The sequence below is a fragment of the Lichenicoccus sp. genome, assembly GCF_965277665.1.
Lineage (GTDB): Bacteria > Pseudomonadota > Alphaproteobacteria > Acetobacterales > Acetobacteraceae > Lichenicoccus.
The window spans coordinates 3,952,378-3,971,440 of record NZ_OZ255835.1 but is presented as its reverse complement, the minus strand read 5'-3'; the positions used below and the strand labels follow the sequence as shown (position 1 = coordinate 3,971,440).

Here is a 19,063-nt window from a genome sequence, read left to right as displayed (position 1 = left end):
TCGGGGCGATCGCCAGACGTGGTGATCGCTGTCGTGGCCGGGGCAGGTAGTGTTCCTTGAGACTTCGGCATAACCAAGTCAAGGAGAGGTCTGTTGTCAAACGGGGTAGCGGGTAAGATTGCCGTAGTCACTGGTGCCGCATCAGGGATCGGACTTGCCACCGCCACAGCCTTGATGGCGGCTGGTGCAACCGTGGTGATGGTCGATCGAAACCAGTCTGCCTTGCAAAGTATTGCAGCTGCCGGTGGTGGCAACGCAATTACGCAGGTGAGCGACCTGCTTGATGCTGACAGCTGTGCCGCGATGGTGCCGGAGATACTGGCTAAGACCGGACGGATCGACATCCTGCACTGCAATGCCGGGACGTATATCGGGGGTAATCTCATCGACACCAATGCGGCAGCGATCGACCGAATGTTAAATCTGAATGTAAATGTCGTCATAAAAAACGTCCACGCCGTTCTCCCCCACATGATCGGCCGAGGGTGTGGCGATATCATTGTCACAAGCTCGCTTGCGGGCCATTCTGCAATCAAGCATGAGCCTGTGTATTCAGCGTCGAAGTGGGCCATCACCTGCTTCACTCAGGCGACGCGCCGTCAAGTGAACAGGCATGGCATCCGTGTTTCCCAGGTGTCACCAGGGCCGGTGATCTCGGCGCTCCTCGCCGACTGGCCGGCTGCTCAGCTTCAGGCAGCCAAGGATGCCGGTGCTCTTATCGATCCGTCCGAGGTCGCCGAGGCAGTACTGTTTATTCTCGGGCGACCGCGCAATGTCACCGTCCACGATATAATCGTCTTGCCAACGAACGTGGATGCCTGAGGCCTCTGTTCTAGAACGGGCGTTTAGCCGGTCATCGGCTGCAGCGCCGCGAACAGCGCGGGCTCGAGGCCAGCCCGTCGGCAACCGCCAGCGCAGCGGGCGCCACGGCCCACTTCGGACCCGCCGGTGTCGTGATCGCCCTGATCCGATGAACCTTAGCCATGGGCGCCCGCTGGCGATCAGATGAGCACGCTCGGTCCAGCCTCGGCGACCGGTTGCGCATGTGCAAGCCTCTTCAAGTTCCCGTGACGGAAAACGTATGCTCGTGGCCAGCGTGGCGTGCGGCGCCGGTCCCAGCGCGGCTCACGCGGTGAGCGGATTGCGCTGCAGGTGCTCGGCCGCCAGCCCGTCGGGTCCGAACACGTGCGAGTGCTGCGCCGAAATCGACAGCCGCACCGGCTCGTGCAGGCGGGTCGCATCCGCGCCATCGGTCTGCACCACCAGCAGCGTGCCATCCTGCAACTCGACATGCAGCAGGGTCAGGCCGCCGAGCCGCTCGGCGATCAGGGCGCGGCCGTTCAGGGTGCCGTTCGGGTCGACCGTCAGATGCTCCGGCCTGATGCCGAAGGTGACCTTGCTGCCGCTCCGTAGGCTGCCGGCCTCCACCGGCACGACGACATTGATGCCGCCGGGTCCGGAGATGCTGACGCCGGTCGCGTCGACCCCGTTCACCGTCGCCGGGATCAGGTTCATGCGCGGCGAGCCCATGAAGCCGGCCACGAACACGTTGCGCGGATGGTGGTACAGCTCCAGCGGCGAGCCGACCTGCTCGACCACGCCCGCCTGCAGCACGACGATCTTGTCGGCCATGGTCATCGCCTCGACCTGGTCGTGCGTCACGTAGATCATGGTGGCGTTGAGCTGCTCGTGCAGACGGGCCAGCTCGATGCGCATCTGGCCGCGCAGGGCGGCATCGAGATTGGAGAGCGGCTCGTCGAACAGGAACACCTTGGGGTTGCGCACGATCGAGCGCCCGATCGCCACCCGCTGGCGCTGGCCGCCGGAGAGCTGGCCCGGCTTGCGCTGCAGATACGGCTCGAGCTGCAGGATGCGCGCCGCCTCGGCCACCTTGGCGTTGCGCTCCGCGGCCTTCACCCCGGCCAGCTTGAGCGCGAAGCCCATGTTGTCGGCGACCGTCATGTGCGGATAGAGCGCGTAGGACTGGAACACCATCGCCAGCTCGCGCTGCGCCGGCCCCACGTCGTTCACCCGCTTGCCGTCGATCATCAGGTCGCCGGCGCTGATCTCCTCGAGCCCTGCGATCATGCGCAGCAGGGTGGATTTGCCGCAGCCCGAGGGGCCGACGAACACCACGAACTCGCGATCCTCGACGTCCAGGGTGACGCCCTTGATCGCCTCGTGGTTCGCATAGGATTTGCGCAGGTCGCGTAGGGCCACAGTCGCCATTGGAGTTTCCCCGGCCTTCGGCCGGCCTTCTTATGCCTTGGTGGATACAAGCATCATGGATGTGGGGGGCACCCGCCGTATTTCACCGCCCCGCCCTACTTCACCGCGCCAAACGTCAGGCCGCGCACCAGCTGGCGCTGGCTGAGCCAGCCGAAGATCAGGATCGGCGCCACCGCGAGCGTCGAGGCGGCGGAGAGCTTGGCGAAGAACAGCCCCTCCGGTGAGGAGAACGAGGCAATGAAGGCGGTCAGCGGCGCCGCCTTGGACGAGGTGAGGTTGAGCGACCAGAACGCCTCGTTCCAGCACAGGATCAGCGACAGCAGGCCGGTCGACGCGATGCCCGGCAGCGAGAGCGGCATCAGCACATGGCGCAGTTCGCCCATCCGGCCGGCGCCGTCCATGCGCCCGGCCTCCAGGATCTCGCGCGGCACTTCCTTGAAGAAGGTGAACAGCATCCAGACCACGATCGGCAGGTTCATCAGCATGTAGATCAGCACCAGTCCGGTGCGGGTGTCGAGCAGGCCGGTGGCGCGCAGGATCAGGTAGATCGGGATCAGCACGCCGACCGGCGGCAGCATCTTGGTGGACAGCATCCATAGCAGCGTGCCGCGTGTGCGATGGGTCGGGAAGAACGCCATCACGTACGCCGCCGGGATCGCCAGCAGCAGGGCGAGCACCGTGCCCCCCACCGAGATCACCACGCTGTTCATCGCGAAGTGCCAGTAGTTCGCGCGGCTCTGCACCTCGACGTAGCTCGACAGCGTGGGGTGGAAGAACAGGTGCGGCGGCGTCGAGACCGCGTCGACCTCGGTCTTGAAGCCGGTGATGAACATCCAGAAGATCGGGAAGAACATGATGATCGCGATGCCCCAGCCAAGCAGGGCAATGCCGATCTTTTTCGCAATCGAGGGTCGCATGTCTCAGACCTCCAGATTGCGCGCGAACGAGCGCACGAGAAAGAAGGCCACGATATTGGCCAGGATGATCGCCACCACGCCGCCGGCCGAACCCCCGCCGATATCGAACTGCAGCAGCGCGCGGGCATAGATCAGGAAGGCAAGGTTGGTGGTCGCCACCCCGGGTCCGCCGGACGTGGTCACGAAGATCTCGGCGAAGATGGTCAGCAGGAAGATCATCTCGATCATCACCACCACGCCGATGGCGCGCCGCAGGTGCGGCAGGGTGATGTAGAAGAACGAGGCGATCGGGCCGGCGCCATCCATCCGCGCGGCCTCGCGCTGTTCATGGTCCAGGGACTGCACCGCGGTCAGCAGGATCAGGACCGCAAACGGCAGCCACTCCCACGACACGATGCCGATGATGGTGAGCAGCGGCACCTGGGAGAACCAGTCGACCGGCGTGAGGCCGATGCTGCGCAGCAACGCCGACACCACACCGTAGATCGGGTGCAGCATCAGGTTCTTCCACACCAGGGCGGCGACCGTCGGCATGACGAAGAACGGCGCGATCACGAAGAGGCGGGCGACGCTGCGGCCGAAGAATTCCTGGTCGTAGAGCACGGCCAGCAGGGTGCCGCCGCAGACGGTGATCACCAGGACGCCCGCGAGCAGCTCCAGGGTGTTGATCAGCGACGACCAGAAGTCCGGGTCGGTCAGCAGATACTGGTAGTTGTCGAAGCCGGCGAAGCCGGTCTGCGTCGGATCGACCAGGTTGTAGTGCTGGAACGAGTACCACAAGGTCATGACCAGCGGCACGATCGACCAGATCAGCAGGATCACCACCGCCGGCGCGATCAGCGGCAAGGTGACGCCGGTGCGGCTGCTCTTGCGCCCGAACCTGCGTCCTCGCACCTCGTTGGCTACGGTTGTCGACATCTCGGACGCACTCCCCGGCTTCTTGGAAGCCTCGTTTCTTTATGGTCTAGGCCGCGCCCTCACTTCAGGTAGCCGGCCGTCACTTAAGGTAGCCGGCCGTCACTTCAGATAGCCAGACTGGCGCATCGTCCGGGTCGTGCTGGCCTGCGCCGAATGCAGGGCAAGGTCGACACTCTGCTGCCCGCTCAGGGTTCCCGCAAGGGTCTGCCCGACCTGGGTGCCGATCGCCTGGAATTGCGGGATGTCGACGAACTGCGCGCCGTGATAGGGCCGCGGGCTCGCGGTCTGGCCGTTCGGATCGGCGGTCTCGATCGCCTTGTCGACGAAGGCCGCGAACGGGGCCGCCTTCTGGTAATCCGGGTTGGCATAGGTCGAGCTGCGCGTCCCCGGTGGCACCGCAACCCAACCGTTCTGCTTGGCGACGAGTGCGATGTACTCCTTCGAGGTCGCCCAGGTCACGAAGCTCTCGGCGGCATCGATCTGCTTGGACGAGGCAGGAATGGCGAGGTTCCAGCTCCACAGCCAGGTCGGGCCGCGGCCATATGGGCCCTTCGGGATCGGGGCGAAGCCGACCGTGTCTGCGACCTGCGACTGCTTCTTGTCGTAGAGCAGGCCCGAGGCCACCGTGCTGTCGATCCACATGCCGCAATGGCCGGAGGCGAACAGCGCCAGGTTCTCGTTGAAGCCGTTCGAGGTGGCGCCCGGTGGGCCGTCCGCCTTGAGGATGGCGTCGTAGTAGTTCACCGCCGCGTGCCACGGCTTGCTGTCCAGCGTCGGGTGCCAGGACATGTCGAACCACTGGCCGCCGAACGTGTTCAGCAGCGAGGTGAAATAGGCGACGTTCTCACCCCAGCCCGGCTTGCCGCGCAGGCACATGCCGTAGATCTGGTGCGAAGGGTCGCTGACCTTGTCGGCATACTCACGGATCTGCTTGTAGGTCGGGGCAGTCGGCATGGTGATGCCGGCGTGCTTGAACAGGTCGGTGCGGTAATAGGTCATGGCACTTTCGGCATAGAACGGCAGCGCGTACAACTTGCCCTTGTAGGTGAGGCCCTGACGCACCGGCTTGATCAGGTCGTCGACATCGTAGCTAGCCGCCGGCGTGATCGGGTGCAGCCAGTTCTGCTTGGACCAGATCGGCACCTCGTAGTTGCCGATCGTCATGATGTCGAACTGGCCTGCGCGGGTGGCGATGTCGGTGGTCACGCGCTGGCGCAGCACGTTCTCCTCGAGGACCACCCAGTTCAGGTGAATGCCCGGATGCGTGCGCTCGAACTCCGGCGACAGCTTCTGCATGATGACCATGTCGCCATTGTTCACCGTCGCGATGGTGAGCGTCGTGTCGGCCAGCGCGGGCGCCGCTGCCGCCAGCATGAGAGCCGCCATACTGCAGGCATTCAGGCGCATCGTGCGATCTCCCGGGGCCACTAAAAGAAAAACCGGGCAGGTACAAGTACCTGCCCGGCCGGAGTTAGGCGAAGTCTAGGCCGCCTTAGAACAGCTCGATGACGCTCTTGAAGCCGAGCAGAGCCGCATCCGGCAGGCTCTTTTCCGCGTTCGGACGGATGAAGTACTGGAAATCCGGCGCGAGCGTGACACCACGGAACACGTGGATCTGGTAGTTGAGTTCGATGTTCATCGTGTGCGACTGGACACCGTTGGGGATGGATGGATCGTTGTTGCTGACGTAGGTGCCTCCGGTGCCGACGACCGGCTCACCGAGCTCCTGCTGCAGCGCCTCAAGCTTGCCGAGCGAGCCCGCCACCGAGGTGTAGGCGAACAACAGACCGACGGTATCGAACGGACGCGCCTTCCAGAAGCCGCGGTCGAGGGCGGTGAAGATGACCTCATCCGCCCGCGTCGAGTAGCGCGGGTCGTTATGGACGTAGTCGCCCTTCACGATGATGCCGTCGGTGGCACCGGCACCGTTGCGGATGACCATCTGGTCGGCCGACACCCAGGCCTGCGACCCGCCCTTACGCACCTGGGCCGGCAGACCGGTGTAGGCGATCGGAGCGCCGTTCTGGTCCAGATAGTTGGAATTGTGGTTGTCGTTGTCGTAGCCGAAGCCAACCTTGTAGTGGCCGGGCAGCTTGTCAGGACCGAATGCAGGCTCGAACCCGAGCTCGACCGGGAAAAACTCGCCGTTGATGTGCGAGCTGTCCAGGTGGAAGCCCGAACGCATGCCATCGGCGGCGTTGTAGATGTTGTCTTCGGTGAAAAAGATACCGGCTTGGATGTAAACCGGCGCAATCGGGCGGATGCGCAGACGGGCCGCCCAGTTCGCGTCGGGGTAGGACGAGTTCGCGACGTTGTCGCCGACTGCCTTCGGATTGCCGCAGAGCGAGTTCTGCTGGAAGTTGCAGTTCAGTGGCGATGCATCGAAGTCGTTCTGCGACGGGAAACGACCGAAGGCCAGATTGAACCGGCCGTGCGCCATCGTTTCTTCACCGTAGAAGAACACCAGATGGATCGCGGTGTTACCGCCGGCGCCGTAGATTTCCTGTGACGGGTTCAGGTTGTCACCGAAGATCCGGCTATCCGGAATGCCGTAGCGGCCCACGGCAACCGCATGGGTCTGGAAGCCATGGATGCCGGCAAGAATGTCCCAGTCCTGGTCCCATTCCAGGCCGTACTGGCCGGAGTTGGCGGAGCCGGTTTTGGCACCAGTGACGTTGGCGTCAAATTCGTCGACGCTGCTGAGCAGCACCGCCGTGCCATACTGCTTGAGGTACTGGTTGACCTGCGGAACCAGCGCTTCGGGTGCCGGCAGGGGTGGCGCCCCATAATCAGCAGCAGGCGCATTCGAGAGCTTCTGGCTCGCGAACGTGCCCTGGCCGGTATCGACGGTCTGCGCAATCGCAGAACCCGAAACGAAGCTGACCATCGCCCCGGCGGCGAGAAGCAGGTCGCGGCGCGCACGCCACCCGAAGCGGGACTTCGCCCCGTTGTAGCCCGACATGTTGTTTCCTCCAAAACTCTTCTTGACGTCTTTTTCTCTACACCACGGGCGATCAGATTGCTGTGATGTTCCCGCCACACTGGGCCGAATAAGCAACGAAACCGGCTTGACCCCACTCCCCGCGGAAGGATGATGCGCTGGCCCTCACGGTACCGCAGCGAAATCGCCCGTCCGGCAGTCAGTCTCATGCGCAGGACATGACGTCAAGTTAACTAATTCACCGAGAGTTAAGAATTCGTCTTTCCTTGCCGCGGGTGAGGTGCGATCAGGACAGCTGGCCGGCGGCAAGATCGGCGAGCGAGCGTCCTGATGCGTAGAGCGGATCATCCCGGCAGCGATCTGAGCAGCGAGCCCGAGCCGAACGTTGCCCGGCAGGGCAGCAATTCCAGCGCCGTGCGGCGCTTCAACGAGCGCCGCCTGCTGACCTGGCTGCGCCGGCTGGGCGAGGCCTCGAAGGCAGACCTCGCGCGCCACCTCAACCTGACCCAGAACACCGTCGGCCAGATCGTGCTCGGACTGGCGGCGCAAGGCCTGGTCAGCAGCCGCGGCCGGCGCATGGGCCAGCGCGGCCAGCCGGCGACGCTGCTGCGCCTGGAGCCGGGGGGTGCCTATTCGATCGGCATCAAGCTGGGCCGCCGCTCGGTGGATGCGCTGCTGGTCGACCTCACCGGCGCGGTGCTGAAGAGCCGGCGCTATGACTGCCTGTTTCCGGAACCCGCGCAAGCGCTCGAGCTTGCGATGCGCGGCATCAGCGAGATCCGGCGGTCGGTCCCGAAGGGGCGCCGCGACCGCCTGGTCGGCGTGGGCCTCGCCTTGCCATTCAACATCGGCACTTGGCGTAGCGCTGAGCTCGATCGCGGGCTGCAGGACGGTGCCGATGCAGGCGCTGACGCGGGTCATTCCCAAGCAGGCGCTGACGCGGGTCATTCCCAAGCAGGCGCTGACGCGGGTCATTCCCAAGCAGGCGCTGACGCGGGTCATTCCCAAGCAGGCGCTGACGCGGGTCATTCCCAAGCAGGCGCTGACGCGGGTCATTCCCAAGCAGGCGCTGACGCGCCGGCCTGGCTCGGCTACGACCTGGCGGCGCACCTGCAGCCGCTGCTCGACCTGCCGCTGCTGGTCGAAAGCGAGGGGGCCGCAGTCGCGATCGCCGAGCTGTTCCACGGCCACGGCCGGCAGCTCGACGACTTCGCCTGCATCTACATCAACAGCTCGATCGGCGGCGGCGCGGTGCTCGACGGCGCGTATCGTCGCGGGGTCACCGGCAATGCCGGCGATATCGGCCTGATCCCGGTGCAGCACTCGTCCCTGCCGGTCAACCGTCCAGCCGGGAGCAGATCGACCACCCTGCAGGACCGCGCCTCCGGCTCCGCCCTGATCCGCCACCTGCAGGCGAACGGCATCACCATCACCAAGGCCGCCCAACTGCACGCGGTACTGCGCGACCATCCGGGCCTGGTCGATGCGTGGCTGCAGGATTGCGCCGACGCGCTGGTGATGCCGATGCTGTCGATGGCGATGGTGCTCGACGTGCAGGCGATCATCCTGGACGGCAACCTGCCGCGCGCGATCATCGCGGCCCTGCTGGGCCGGCTCGGCCCGCTGCTGCAGGCGGCCACACCGAGGTCACGCAAGGCACCCGGACTGCTGCACGGCAGCAGCGGCGACCATGCGGCAGCGCTGGGGGCGGCATTGCTGCCGCTGCATGATCGGCACGGACAGACCGGTATCGCCTCGGTGGCAGCGGCCTGAACACGAATCTCGTCAGGTGCGGCGGCTGCCTGTCGACCGGGCCTGGCGACCGGGACCGCCGACCGGGCCTGGCGACCGCGGCGCCCGGATCAATGCAGCGGGCCGAGCAGTGCCAGCAATTCGAGCACGATCCCGATCAGCGCCGCGAACCAGGCCAGGCCGCGCAGGACCGGCAGGTTCAAGGCATAGAGCGGCACATAGACCGCGCGCGCAACCACGTAGAGCCATGCCCCCGCCAGCGTGGTCGCACCGGTACGGCCCAGGGCGACGGCGGCGAGCACCGAAGCGGCGAAGAGCGGGAACGTCTCGAGGAAATTCGCCATCGCCCGGCGCAGCCGCGCCGCGGCGCCATAGATCACCTGCGGCTCATTCTGGTGGCTTGCCGCCCAGGCAAGCTGCAGCAGTCCGATCACCACGGCGACTCCGAGCAGCCGCAGCTCGGTCAGGCCTTCCACCAGGGGCTTCGAGATCATAGTCGCACACTCAGCCAGTCGATTTGCGGACATGGCTGGAGCAACCGGCGCCGGAATGCAAACATCCCGTACCCGATCCGAGTCGCGACAGCCATGATCCCCTTCCCGGCCGGCTTTGCCGGCGCGTTCCAACCCTGTCGCACGCTGCGCGTCCTGTCGGTGCTGCTTGTCGCAGCAGGCTGCTCGGCGGCGCCCCCCGCGCCGAAGCCTCGGCAGCCGCTGACAAGCGCGGCTCCGGCGCCCCCCGCCGGCCCGCTGGCACCCGCGCAGACCGGCACGCCGCTCCCCACGGCCTCGGCACCGCTCGACGAGAACGGCAAGCCGATGCTGTTCAACGACCCGCCGGCGGCCCCCGACACGCCGCTCTGCGGTCGCGAGGCACGCGAGCGCAATGCCATCGGCAGCCAGGTCCAGGGCGCCCGTGTCGCCTCGAGCGGCATCTGCGCCAGCTTCGCCTGCTACGATCCGCTGACCGCGACCTATATCGGCGCCGACGGCTACACCCACGTGTGCCGATAGGTTGATCGGCCGGCCGAACGATCCACCGGCCCGTGACCATTGATGCGGCAAGCCGGCAGCGCCATCTCTGGATTTCCGGTTATGGCTCGAAGGACCCGCCGCATGGCCCGCCTCTATGACGGAGATTTCGACGGCGTCCTGCGCGATGGCGGCTTTGCGCGAGGTCGCACGGCCGCCGGCGCTGCCGATGTCACGCGCCGGCTCGCGCGCCTGCGCCGCCTCGCCTGGCTGATGGACGGCGCGTTCCGCCTGCCGGGCAGCCGCTTCCGGTTCGGCCTCAACAGCGTCATCGGCCTGCCGCCGGGTGTCGGCGATGCGGCCCTGGGGGCGATCTCGCTCTACATCGTCTATGAGGCGTGGCAGCTGGGCCTCCCACGCACCGCACTTGCCCGGATGCTCGGCAACATCGCCATCGAGACGGCCGCCGGCAGCGTCCCCATCGCCGGCGACCTCTTCGACGTCGCCTTCAAGGCCAATCTGCGCAACATGGACATCTTCCGCGTCGGCTGCGTCCGTCTTGCCGCGCTTGATCGACCGCCACGTCCGCGGCGGGACCTGACGCCGAGCCCGATCCGGTGCCTCAGAGGCTGTTTGAAAACGCCTGATGCTGGATGAGAGCGACACGCAGGGTCGCGCCCGGCGTGACTTTCCGAGCACCGGAGCGGAGCCGCCTCCTGGCGGTGAGCACCGGAGCACAGAAAGGGCGCGTCGGATCGCCAGCAGCAGGTGTTTGCAAACAGCCTCTCAGGCGGCGAAGGCTGCCAACTCGTCTGCATGCAGCAGGGCGATGCCGGCCTGCAGGGCCAGCCGTTTCGCCGGCGCCGTGAACGAGGCGTCCGACACGATGGCCGCCGAGTCCGCCTGCTGCCGTTCGCGCGCCATGCAGGCGCAATCGACTGCCTCCTCGTCGACTGCCGGTTCGACCGGCAGGCATTGCAGGGCCATCACCCGTCCGTCACGCTCGGCCACCAGATCCGGCATGCCCTGGCCGGCGATCGGCCGCACGCTGGTCTGCCAACCCGCTTTGTCGAGCAGGGCGATGCAGTGGCGGCCGAAGTCCGTCGCATCCGCCGGTGGCGGGGCCGTCGCCGGTGGCAGCGCAAGCTCGGGGTGCGACGGTTGCGGCGAGGCCCGCGAGGCCGGATGCGCGGGTGTCGTCTCCAGGTGACGGGTCTCGTCGCTCAACACGATGCGCCGTGTCGCGGTCGGGGCCGCCCCCGCCAACAGCGCCGGCGACAGCCCGGCGGTCGCGTGCGGGCCATGGCCCGGCAGGCGCGCTGCACGGGACAGCCGGGTGTTCCGCAGGATCGCCCAGGCAATGCCGGCGACGATTGCCAGCAAGAGCACGATCAGCAGCATCGCGGCGGCGAAGCCGACGACGTAGCCCTGCTGCATCGCCCGTCCCAGAGTCGCGGAGTTGGTGGTGACGTCCATCAGCGACACGTCGGCATCGCCCTGGGATCCGGGCATCGGCAGGGCCTCTGCCTGGGTTGACGGGAAGGCTGACGGGAAGGTGGACGGGGGAGTTGCGGTGGCTGGCGCCGGCAGCGGCTCGGTCCGGATCGGGCTGTCTGCGGCACCGGCCGCGTCGGTGGCAGGCTCCGGCTCCTGGGCGGGCGGACCCGCGGCCGCCACGGAATTTGCCGGGCCGGGATCTGGCTGGTCGGGTGCAGGCTTGCCGTCCGGAACCAGGCTCGCCGACCCGGCGGGGAAATACAGCGGCGGCAGGCCCGGCATCGGCGGCGTGCGGCGCAGCAGCATCAACGGGCCGGCGCCGAGGATGCGCTCCCAGTGCGCACCGGGCTCGATCGCGACGCAATGGCCCTGGCGCTGCACCGCCCCCCGCCATGCCGGCGAGCGCTGCCCGACGCGCGCCGCCCCGCTGAGCGCCGCATCACTGAGTGCGAGGGTCGAACGCGGATCGATGCAGGCGGTCACCGGCGACACGATCCGGTAGCTCGCCGCATCGGCAGGCCGGTAGCTCGCCGCATCGGCAGGATGCCCCGCAACCAGCAGGACAACGATGCCCGGCATGGCCTGCCGCATCCCTCACTCCACACGATAGGTCTTTGCGATACGTTAACGAAAACGGCGACGCAAAGCCATCGCGGAGTGCAACCGGCCATCACTTTATGGTGGCGACGAGGCAGACAAGCCCGGGCATGAGGCACGCCGCAGGCTCGGCTTGGGGGTGAAAATAAGCGGCTCTATGAGTGGGTTGCGATCGCGGAGCGGTCCTGACCCAGGTCAGGCTGCTCCAGCAGCGCCGGATCCACCAGGTCGAAGAACGGCTGCCGCTGCACCGTGAAGAACGGACTGTAGAACGGGTCGTGCCGGAAGATCGCCACGTCGCTCCAGCGCTTGAGCATGACCTGGGTCTCCCGGAAGAAGCGGGCCTCGTGCGCCGGCTGGTCGTCACTGCCGCGCGACAGGCTCTCGTGATGGGCTGCGATGAATTCCGCGCACCAGATCACCCGATGCCCGGCCATGCGCACCTTCAGGCACAGGTCGATGTCGTTGTAGGCGATCTTCAGCTGCTCCTCGTCGAAGCCGCCGGCCTCGCGGAACGCCGAAGACCGGATCAGCATGCCGGCCGCGGTCACCGCACTGACCTCGTGGCTGAGCATCGCGCGTCCGATATAGCCGTAGTCGGTATCGGGCAGCCCGCGATGCGCGTGCGCCGCGACCCCGTCCGGACCCACCACCACGCCGGCATGCTGGATGGTCTCGTTCGGATACAGGAACTTGCCGCCGACGATGGCGACCTCCGGCGAGGCCTGCGCTTCGGCCACGATGGTGGCAAGCCAGGACGCATCGCTCACGAACACGTCGTTGTTCATGAAGAACAGGAAGTCCGACTGGCTCTGCCTTGCCGCGATGTTGTTCAGGCGGGAGAAATTGAATTCTTCCTGCACGGTGATGAACTTCACCCGGCTGCGCCGCGCCAGCCGCTTGCGGAAATCGAGCGCCTCGCTGGTCACCGACCAGTTGTCCACCAGGATGATATCGAAGTTCTTGTACTGGGTGTTGGCCAGCAGCGCGTCCAGACAGCGCTGGGTCGTCTGGATCTGGTCCTTGAATGGAATGATGATCGTGACCGAGGGCTGCGCCTGGTCGAGCCACTTGATGCCATACAGGGTAAGTCCGCGGATCGAACTGACCTTGGCCCGGATGCCGCGCCGGCGCAGATGATCGGACACGCATCGCACCCCGGCACTGATGGCATAGCCCTTCCTGGAGACATCCACCGCCGTCGAGTTCGGAGTCTTGCGCCAGTGGTAGAGTACTTCCGGGACATGGTGGATTGCCGAGGCCGGCACCGCCTCAGAGAGGCGCAGGATCAGGTCGTGGTCCTGGGCACCGTCATATTCCGGACGCAACGGACCGACCTCCGACAAGGTGGCGGCGTGGACGAACAGCAGGTGGCAGACATAGTTGCAGCCCAGGACATAGCGGTAGTTCCAGTCGGGCTTCAGGTTCGGCTCCAGGAAGTAGCCGACCTGGTCGATCTTGTCCTCGTCCGAATACAGCACGCGCGCGCCGGTCGCCGTTGCTGCCGTCAGCATCACCTCGATCGCCACATCGACCAGCAGGTCGTCATGATCGAAGAACGCGACATACTCGCCGCGGACGGCCTCCAGACCCGCATTGGTGGCGCCGCTGATGCCGACATTCTTGTCCAGCGTGATGCAGCGTATGCGGGGATCGGCCGCGCAGTAGGCCTCGATCCGCGCCGTGATCTCCGGCGCGCGTCCGCCATCGTCGATGATGATCAACTCCCAGTGACGCCAGGTCTGGGCCACCACGGAATCCACCGCCGCCACGAAGTCCGACAGCATCGGCCGCCAGGTCGGGCACAGGATGCTGACCAGCGGCTCGGCCGCCCCGCCGCCCGTCCCCGCGCTATCCGTCCCTGGCCTGTCCGTCCCTGGGCCATCCGTCCCTGGCCCATCCGTCTCGGCCGCGCGCCGCTCCCGGGCGCCGGCGACGCGGGCGCGCAACCGGTCGTAGTAGCGCCGCGCCCAGCGGTCATAGTCGCCGAGCGAGTAGGTCGGCGTCGGCATGACGTTGGCGATGCTGGTGCGCAGATGCGTGATGTCGCCATACAGCCGGTCCACCATGTCCTGCATGTCGAGCAGGCGGGCCTCGAGCGCATCGTCGACCAGCAACGTCGTGAGCGGACTGCCCGACAGCTCGTGGTTGTCGGGAGTCACCACGAAGCGCAGGGTCTGCGCGCCGCCGCGCCGGTACTGCTGCGGCAGGATGATTTCGAAGCCGCAATTCGGATCGCCGCCGAGTGCTGCGGCGACATCGCCGCGATAGCGGTCCGCCTTGACCTGCGCGATGCGCGCGCCGTTCGACGTGAGCAGGATGTGGCAGCCGCCGGTGCGCTCGCGCGTATCCGCATCGACCCGCTGCACCCAGCCGCGCAACGCGCCCTGCTTCATGCCGTCGATGAAGCTCGAGAACTCGTAGGCCCGGTGCAGGACGAACTCGAGTTCCTCGGCGAAGTCCTCGGGACGCGCCGGATCGATGAACGGCACCACGCTGCGGTCGGTGAAGCGGAACGCCAGGGCGTGCAGTTCGCCATCCACGAAGCGGTCCGGCACCATGAACGAGAAGCCGAGCAGCCCCGTCGGATGGCCGAGTGCCGCCTGCACGTCGTGGCGGAGCCGGTCGCACAGGATGGTCGCGACCTCCTGGTGGTCGATCAGCACATGCAGGCGCACGGCTTCCGCGGCCGGCCGCGCATCGATCGCCCAGCCGCGCGCCTCCCGCTCGGAGAAGCCGTCGAAGTAGCCCAGAAACGGCTGGGCCGCGCCCTGATGCGCGCTCTGGCGCGCCGCGATCGACTTCGCCATGTCAACGCTGGTCCTATGCTGCATCGGGCATGATCGGGTCGGCCGTGCCCGTCTCGCCGGCGTGAAGCGCGCCGCCTGTCGGTCCCGGCGCCGAGTCACGCATCGCGCTGTCGCGCGGACATGGCACTCGATGCGGCTTCGATGAGCGGCCGGACCGCCCGGACCGTTAGTAGCACGTTACAACGGCCAGCAGTGACCGATCATGGAGCTGATCCGGTGGGCCTATTGTCCTGCCTCAGGCCAGCCGGATCCGGGGGATCCGCCCGGCCAGCGCGCGGCGCGCCATCGAGGCGTGGCTGGCGAGCCCGACGAGCGCCGGCAACTGCTGCGGCCGGCGCAGCAGGGAAGCGAGGATGGCGCGCGGCCGCAATCTTCCGTCGGCCCCCAGCGCCACCAGGGCCGCAGCCGGCAGCCCGGAGCCGGCGGGATCGCACACCGCACGCAGCGCGGCGAAGGGCAGGCCGGCCTCGGATGCGGCCGCGGCCAGGATGCCGCTCTCCATATCGAGCGCCGTGCAGTGGCTGGCCGCGAACAGCTCCCGCTTGGCCTGCGGGGTCGTCACCGCGACATCGCTGTGCAGCAGCGCGCCCGGAGTCATGCCACCAAGCCGCGCGCACAGGGTGAGGTCGGTGAAGTAGTCGCGCGAGCCCGTCGCAGTGGCCACGACGATGCGCGACGGCACCAGCAGGTCGCCGGGTCGCGCATCCGGGTCCAGGCCGGCCGCGACTCCGAGGCTGACCAGCGACGTCGCCCCGGCGGCGATGAGACGCGTGACAGCGGCACTCGCACCTGCCGGGCTCGCACCGCTGATCTCGACCAGGACGTCGCCGCCGCCGCCGAGCGGGCGCAGCAGGCGCGCCTCGGCCCGCAGGCCGACCAGGAAGCCCATGCACTCAGAAGCCGTATGCGACACGCCGGCTATTGCCCTGGCCCAGGTTGCGGTAGCGCGCCAGGGCCATCAACGGGAAGAACATCCGGTAGCCGTGGTAGCGCAGGTAGAACACCTTCGGGAACCCGACGGCATTGTACGGCAGTTCCCGCCATTCGCCGGACCGCTCCTGTGCCGCCGTCAGCCAGGCAATGCCACGCGCCACCGCCGGATGGTCGCGCTCGCCGGCGGCCATCAGGCCGAGCAGCGCCCAGGCGGTCTGCGAGGGCAGGCTCTGGTTGTAGCGCCCGGGTGCGGCACCTTCGAAGCTGGCGCAATCCTCGCCCCAGCCGCCCTCGTCGCGCTGCACGGACAGCAGCCAGGCCACCGCACGCCGCACCATCGGGTCGGCGTGCGGCACCCCGGCGGCGTTCAGCGCACACAGCACCGACCAGGTGCCGTAGATGTAGTTGGTGCCCCAGCGGCCGAACCAGCTGCCGTCGCGTTCCTGCTCGCGCTGGAGGAACGCGATGCCACGCTCGATCACCGGCCGGTCCGCGGCATGGCCGAGCTGGGCCAGGAACGAGATGCAGCGCGCCGCCACATCCGCGGTCGGCGGATCGAGCAGCGCCCCGTGGTCGGCGAACGGGATGTGGTTGAGGATGTCGTGGTTGTTGTCGACATCGAAGGCGCCCCAGCCGCCATTGCCGCTCTGCATGCCGACGACCCAGGCCCGCGCGCGCGCGATCGCCTGGTCGTTGGCGGGATCGCCCTGGCGGTGCAGCAGCATGCCCACCACCGCGGTGTCATCCACATCGGGATAGTAGTCGTTGCGATACTGGAAGGCCCAGCCGCCTGGCGCGAGATGCGGGCGCTGCACCGCCCAGTCACCCTTCACGTCCAGCACCTGCCGGTCGCGCAGCCACGCCCCGGCCGCAACCAGACGCTCGCCGGTGGCCTGCGGGCTCTCGCCCCTGGGCAGGTCGGACAGCCCGCCAGCCGCCTCCATCATCGCGTGCCCGGCCAGCCCGGTGTCCCAGATCGGCGAGACGCAGGGCTGGCAGTAGCTCTCCTCGCCATGCCGCACCAGCAGGTTCTGCACCGAACGCCAGGCGATGGCGGCCCCCGGGTGATCGGCCGGCACGCCGAGCGCCTCGAACATCATCACCGAGTTCGCCATCGCCGGGTAGATCGCACCGAGCCCGTCCTCGCCGTTCAGCCGCTGCTCGACGAAGGCCACGCCCCGGGCGATGGCGCGCCGGCGCAGGACTTTCGGCGTCAGCGGATCGACCAGGCGCAGCGCGTCGTCGACGCGCTTGAACACCCGTCCCCAGAGCGAACGATACGGCCCGCGGGTCCAATGCCGCACGGTATCCGGCGACTGCCTGAACAGCTCCCGGATGCCGATGCCGCGCGGATTGCGGGCGCGCGGACGCAGCGCCGCCAGCACCAGCAGCGGGCAGGTCACGGTCCGCGACCAGTACGACATGTTCCAGATATTGAAGAAGAACCAGCGCGGCAGCAGCATCAGCTCGACCGGCATCATCGGCGTCCCGCGCCAGGGGATCTGCCCGAACAAAGCGAGCTGGAAGCGGCAGAACACGTTGGCGCGCTCGGCGCCCCCCAAGGCGAGGATCGCCGCGCGGGCCGCGCGCATGTGCGGCGCCTGCGGGTCGTCGCCGATCGCCTTGAGCGCGAAATAGGCCTTCACGCTGGCCGAGAGGTCGATACGGCCGTCATGGTAGAGCGGCCAGCCGCCATGCGCGCCCTGGATACGACGCAGATAGCGGCCGATGCGGGCCTGCAACGGCGCATCGATGCGATCGAGATAGTGCTCCAGCAGCACGTATTCGGCGGGGATGGTGGCATCCGCCTCGAGCTCGAAGACCCAGTGCCCGTCGGCGCTCTGCGCTCCGGCCAGCACGCCCTGCGCCGAGGCGATCGCGCGGTCCAGCGCGGCATCAGAGAGGGCTGCATCCGGTGTCGTCAGCATGGCCTGGTCGAACCGCAAGACGAGGAACGCGACCTGGACAAATGCATTCGCTCCGTTTCCGTTCAGGGCCGGGCTGGCTCAGGACCTGGCACGTCTAGTGGTCCGATCCTGACGCTCACTACCCGAGCGGCAGGTTCAACCGGCCCATCAAATCAAAGGCTAGTGGTGCGAATCTGACGGTACTTTCCGTCAGATCGCACCACTAGGGTCGGGCCAGAGCACGAACCGCAGTCTTGCCCGACCTGATTGCACCTTCAATGGTTGCGGGCAACCCTGTGTCGGTCCAGTCGCCGGCCAGGACGAGATTCCTTAAATCAGTGCGGCTTCCGGGCCGCAGCTTCTGTTGCGCGGTGGTGGCCGCGAAGGTCGCACGCTTCTCGCGCAGCACCCGGTAGGGCGGCGCGTCGTGCGGCAGCGACACGACCAGACCGTCCGCCTGACGCTTCGGACGCAGCGCCGGTTGCAGCACCCGGCTGATCTCGGTCCAGACCTGTGCCGCAACGGCCGCATTGTCGCGTCCGGCCAGATGATTGGCGGCGCTGATGGTGACCGACACGATCCCGGGCCTGACGAACACCCACTCGGCGATGCCGCCGACGATGCCGGCAAAGCCTGCGCGTGCGAGATCCCCGCCGAGATGGTCCTGCAGGGCGATCCGGTAGTGCAGGTTGAGGATGCTCTCGAAGCTGTCCGGCAGCGCCAGCCCCGGCAGCGGCCCGGCCAGCAGCTCGGCCGCGACCGGCGCGGTCACCGCCAGCACCACCGCATCGCCCGCTCCCAGCACCTGCTCGCCCTCGGGCAACACCAGCCGGGTGACCCGGCCGCGGTCGGTGCCGAGCCCCCAGACGCGGCAGCCGGTGCGCACGCTGGCGCCGTGCGCCCGCAGCCGCGCCAGCGCCGGCTCCACCAGGCTCTCCGACAGGCCAAGACGCGGAAACCAGGGAATGCAGGCATCGCCGCCGGCCGCCAGGCTCTCGCGCATCGCCGCCGCCATCAGCATGGCGCTGCCGACCTCCGGTCGGGTGTTCAGCACCGAGATCGACAGCGGCACCAGCAGCCGGTCGGCAAGCATGCCCGGCGACAGGCACTCGGACACCGTGGTGCCCTCGCGCGCGCGCAGCATGCGCACCAGCGACAGCAGTTCGCGCAGCCGCATGCCGGGAACCCGGCGCGCGGGATCCAGCACCCACCACGGCGTGCGCCCGCGCGACAGACGCAGCGTCCAGTGCAGGTCCGCCCCCCGATCCGGCGAGATATCGGCGAACGGGAACATCGGCACGCCCGGCCCGGCGAGGGTGTGACGCGCGCCGATGCGGTCGAGATAGTCGAAGGTCGCGCGGTTGCCCGACAGCAGCAGGTGATTGCCGTTGTCGATGCGGCAGCCCAGCTGGCGGTCCTCGTACGACCGCGCCCGGCCGCCGCAGGCCGGGCCGGCCTCGTACAGCACCACCCGCCGCCCGGCGCCGGCGGCTGCGAGCGCCGCCGACAGCCCCGCCAGGCCGCCACCGATGACGTGCAGGCAGCCACTCATGGCAGGCTGGCGTTCATAGCAGGCGGGCCCTCATGGCAG

At 67.7% G+C, this 19,063-nt stretch carries 15 protein-coding genes; 4 read left to right on the top strand and 11 right to left on the bottom strand.

Annotated features, from left to right (window positions below; all coding sequences use genetic code 11):
• The first annotated feature begins 93 nt into the window (after positions 1 to 93).
• Positions 94 to 822 carry an SDR family oxidoreductase gene (locus tag ACQY4O_RS18565; protein ID WP_428377932.1) on the top strand — a complete coding sequence of 243 codons (729 nt, stop codon included), beginning with the start codon at positions 94 to 96 and terminating at the stop codon, positions 820 to 822.
• Positions 823 to 1,125: 303 nt separating this feature from the next.
• On the opposite strand, the gene ACQY4O_RS18560 is transcribed toward ACQY4O_RS18565, so the two are convergent.
• The 5 genes from ACQY4O_RS18560 to ACQY4O_RS18540 form a co-directional block, all read right to left on the bottom strand.
• On the bottom strand, positions 1,126 to 2,229 hold the full coding sequence (locus tag ACQY4O_RS18560) for an ABC transporter ATP-binding protein (RefSeq protein WP_428377931.1): 1,104 nt from the start codon (positions 2,227 to 2,229) through the stop codon (positions 1,126 to 1,128).
• A gap of 95 nt (positions 2,230 to 2,324) precedes the next feature.
• Positions 2,325 to 3,146: a carbohydrate ABC transporter permease gene (locus tag ACQY4O_RS18555; protein ID WP_428377930.1), complete on the bottom strand. Its 822-nt coding sequence runs from the start codon at positions 3,144 to 3,146 to the stop codon at positions 2,325 to 2,327.
• Between the two features lie 3 nt (positions 3,147 to 3,149).
• Positions 3,150 to 4,064: a carbohydrate ABC transporter permease gene (locus ACQY4O_RS18550; protein WP_428377929.1), complete on the bottom strand. Its 915-nt coding sequence runs from the start codon at positions 4,062 to 4,064 to the stop codon at positions 3,150 to 3,152.
• Between the two features lie 99 nt (positions 4,065 to 4,163).
• Positions 4,164 to 5,471, bottom strand: coding sequence for an ABC transporter substrate-binding protein (locus tag ACQY4O_RS18545; protein WP_428377928.1), 1,308 nt, complete (start codon positions 5,469 to 5,471; stop codon positions 4,164 to 4,166).
• An 85-nt stretch (positions 5,472 to 5,556) separates the two neighbouring features.
• Positions 5,557 to 7,026 (bottom strand): carbohydrate porin, encoded by a 1,470-nt coding sequence (locus ACQY4O_RS18540; RefSeq protein WP_428377927.1) that lies wholly within the window; start codon positions 7,024 to 7,026, stop codon positions 5,557 to 5,559.
• 309 nt (positions 7,027 to 7,335) lie between these two features.
• Between ACQY4O_RS18540 and ACQY4O_RS18535 the strand changes: the two genes are divergently transcribed.
• Positions 7,336 to 8,778: an ROK family protein gene (locus tag ACQY4O_RS18535; protein ID WP_428377926.1), complete on the top strand. Its 1,443-nt coding sequence runs from the start codon at positions 7,336 to 7,338 to the stop codon at positions 8,776 to 8,778.
• Between the two features lie 89 nt (positions 8,779 to 8,867).
• Here ACQY4O_RS18535 and ACQY4O_RS18530 read toward each other — a convergent pair whose 3' ends face one another.
• A complete protein-coding gene (locus ACQY4O_RS18530) occupies positions 8,868 to 9,251 on the bottom strand; it encodes an MAPEG family protein (RefSeq protein WP_428377925.1) in 384 nt (127 codons plus the stop codon).
• Between the two features lie 93 nt (positions 9,252 to 9,344).
• Between ACQY4O_RS18530 and ACQY4O_RS18525 the strand changes: the two genes are divergently transcribed.
• Complete coding sequence (locus tag ACQY4O_RS18525; RefSeq protein ID WP_428377924.1) at positions 9,345 to 9,770, top strand: hypothetical protein; 426 nt, start codon at positions 9,345 to 9,347, stop codon at positions 9,768 to 9,770.
• 42 nt (positions 9,771 to 9,812) lie between these two features.
• Positions 9,813 to 10,385, top strand: a complete 573-nt coding sequence (locus tag ACQY4O_RS18520) for a DUF4112 domain-containing protein (RefSeq protein WP_428377923.1) — start codon at positions 9,813 to 9,815, stop codon at positions 10,383 to 10,385.
• A 129-nt stretch (positions 10,386 to 10,514) separates the two neighbouring features.
• On the opposite strand, the gene ACQY4O_RS18515 is transcribed toward ACQY4O_RS18520, so the two are convergent.
• The 5 genes from ACQY4O_RS18515 to hpnE all read right to left on the bottom strand — a co-directional run bounded on the left by ACQY4O_RS18515 (position 10,515) and on the right by hpnE (position 19,024).
• Positions 10,515 to 11,816 carry a restriction endonuclease gene (locus tag ACQY4O_RS18515; protein WP_428377922.1) on the bottom strand — a complete coding sequence of 434 codons (1,302 nt, stop codon included), beginning with the start codon at positions 11,814 to 11,816 and terminating at the stop codon, positions 10,515 to 10,517.
• Between the two features lie 161 nt (positions 11,817 to 11,977).
• A complete protein-coding gene (locus ACQY4O_RS18510) occupies positions 11,978 to 14,632 on the bottom strand; it encodes a glycosyltransferase family 2 protein (RefSeq protein WP_428377921.1) in 2,655 nt (884 codons plus the stop codon).
• 235 nt (positions 14,633 to 14,867) lie between these two features.
• On the bottom strand, positions 14,868 to 15,521 hold the full coding sequence (locus ACQY4O_RS18505; RefSeq protein WP_428377920.1) for a hypothetical protein: 654 nt from the start codon (positions 15,519 to 15,521) through the stop codon (positions 14,868 to 14,870).
• 4 nt (positions 15,522 to 15,525) lie between these two features.
• Complete coding sequence (shc, locus tag ACQY4O_RS18500; protein ID WP_428377919.1) at positions 15,526 to 17,493, bottom strand: squalene--hopene cyclase; 1,968 nt, start codon at positions 17,491 to 17,493, stop codon at positions 15,526 to 15,528.
• A 202-nt stretch (positions 17,494 to 17,695) separates the two neighbouring features.
• Positions 17,696 to 19,024: a hydroxysqualene dehydroxylase HpnE gene (gene hpnE, locus ACQY4O_RS18495; RefSeq protein ID WP_428377918.1), complete on the bottom strand. Its 1,329-nt coding sequence runs from the start codon at positions 19,022 to 19,024 to the stop codon at positions 17,696 to 17,698.
• Positions 19,025 to 19,063: the final 39 nt, after the last annotated feature.

Excerpts from the sequence above, each read along its gene's own strand:
- ACQY4O_RS18555 (WP_428377930.1), bottom strand. The coding sequence starts at position 3,146 with ATGCGACCCTCGATTGCGAAAAAGATCGGCATTGCCCTGCTTGGCTGG.
- ACQY4O_RS18535 (WP_428377926.1), top strand. The coding sequence starts at position 7,336 with ATGCGTAGAGCGGATCATCCCGGCAGCGATCTGAGCAGCGAGCCCGAG.
- ACQY4O_RS18540 (WP_428377927.1), bottom strand. The coding sequence starts at position 7,026 with ATGTCGGGCTACAACGGGGCGAAGTCCCGCTTCGGGTGGCGTGCGCGC.
- ACQY4O_RS18505 (WP_428377920.1), bottom strand. The coding sequence starts at position 15,521 with ATGGGCTTCCTGGTCGGCCTGCGGGCCGAGGCGCGCCTGCTGCGCCCG.
- ACQY4O_RS18510 (WP_428377921.1), bottom strand. The coding sequence starts at position 14,632 with ATGGCGAAGTCGATCGCGGCGCGCCAGAGCGCGCATCAGGGCGCGGCC.
- hpnE (WP_428377918.1), bottom strand. The coding sequence starts at position 19,024 with ATGAGTGGCTGCCTGCACGTCATCGGTGGCGGCCTGGCGGGGCTGTCG.
- ACQY4O_RS18515 (WP_428377922.1), bottom strand. The coding sequence starts at position 11,816 with ATGCGGCAGGCCATGCCGGGCATCGTTGTCCTGCTGGTTGCGGGGCAT.
- ACQY4O_RS18545 (WP_428377928.1), bottom strand. The coding sequence starts at position 5,471 with ATGCGCCTGAATGCCTGCAGTATGGCGGCTCTCATGCTGGCGGCAGCG.
- ACQY4O_RS18560 (WP_428377931.1), bottom strand. The coding sequence starts at position 2,229 with ATGGCGACTGTGGCCCTACGCGACCTGCGCAAATCCTATGCGAACCAC.
- ACQY4O_RS18520 (WP_428377923.1), top strand. The coding sequence starts at position 9,813 with ATGCGGCAAGCCGGCAGCGCCATCTCTGGATTTCCGGTTATGGCTCGA.
- ACQY4O_RS18530 (WP_428377925.1), bottom strand. The coding sequence starts at position 9,251 with ATGATCTCGAAGCCCCTGGTGGAAGGCCTGACCGAGCTGCGGCTGCTC.
- ACQY4O_RS18550 (WP_428377929.1), bottom strand. The coding sequence starts at position 4,064 with ATGTCGACAACCGTAGCCAACGAGGTGCGAGGACGCAGGTTCGGGCGC.
- ACQY4O_RS18525 (WP_428377924.1), top strand. The coding sequence starts at position 9,345 with ATGATCCCCTTCCCGGCCGGCTTTGCCGGCGCGTTCCAACCCTGTCGC.
- shc (WP_428377919.1), bottom strand. The coding sequence starts at position 17,493 with ATGCTGACGACACCGGATGCAGCCCTCTCTGATGCCGCGCTGGACCGC.